The 925-nt window shown below is 75.4% G+C and carries 1 protein-coding gene; it reads left to right on the forward strand.

Going from position 1 to position 925, the window contains the following annotated elements; all coding sequences use genetic code 11:
- Positions 1-48: 48 nt before the first annotated feature.
- Positions 49-925, forward strand: an 877-nt coding sequence (locus tag DKL51_RS06905) for an acyl-CoA dehydrogenase family protein (RefSeq protein WP_148097740.1), incomplete at its 3' end; no start/stop codon positions are given.

The raw sequence follows: 925 nt of genomic DNA on the forward strand, positions 1-925 counted from the left end.
GGTAGCCGGGGTCGCCCGGGGTAAAGGGGACGCCGAGAAGGGGGCTACATGACTGTGCACGCGCTGGAGGCGGCCCGCCGGTTGGCGCCGCGACTGGCCGCCCGCGCAGCCGAGCACGACCGGGACAGCTCCTTCCCGGTCGACGACTTCGCCGACCTGCGGGAGGCGGGACTCTTCGGGCTGATGGTGCCCCGGGAGCTGGGCGGAATGGGTGCCACCTTCGCCGAGTACGCCGCGGTCGCCACCGAGCTGGCCCGGGGCAACGGCGCCACCGCGCTGGTGTTCAACATGCACGCCTCGGTCACCGGCGCGCTCGGCGCGGTCACCGAGGAGCTGGCCGAGGCGCTCGGCGTACCGGACGAGGCGCTGGCCGCCCGCGACCGGCTGCTCCGCGCGGCCGCCGAGGGCGCCTGGTACGCGGTGGCGATGAGCGAACGCGGCGCCGGGGCACGGCTGTCCCAGCTCAGCACCGTCTACGAGCCGGTCGACGGCGGCTGGCATCTCAAGGGCAGCAAGACGTTCTGCTCCGGCGCCGGGCACGCCGACGGGTACCTGGTGGCCGCCCGCAGCGCAGCCGACCAGTCGGTGGTCTCCCAGTTCCTGGTCCCGGCCGGGGACGGGCTCACCGTCGAGCCGACCTGGGACTCGCTCGGCATGCGCGCCACCTCCTCGCACGACCTGCACCTGGACGTCACCGTCCCGGCCGACCGGCTGCTGGGCGGGGTGGAGGGGCTGGCTCTGGTGGTCGCCCAGCTGATGCCGCACTGGCTGGTGGCCAGTTACGCCGCCGTCTACGTCGGGGTGGCCCGGGCGGCGATCGACGCCGCCGCCGAGCACCTGAACGCCCGCATCCTCGCCGGTCTGCCGGCCGTCCGGGCCCGGCTCGGGCGGGCGGCAGACCGGCGAGGATGCGGGCGTTCAGGTG

It is taken from the genome of Micromonospora globispora (assembly GCF_003857015.1).
GTDB lineage: Bacteria > Actinomycetota > Actinomycetes > Mycobacteriales > Micromonosporaceae > Micromonospora > Micromonospora globispora.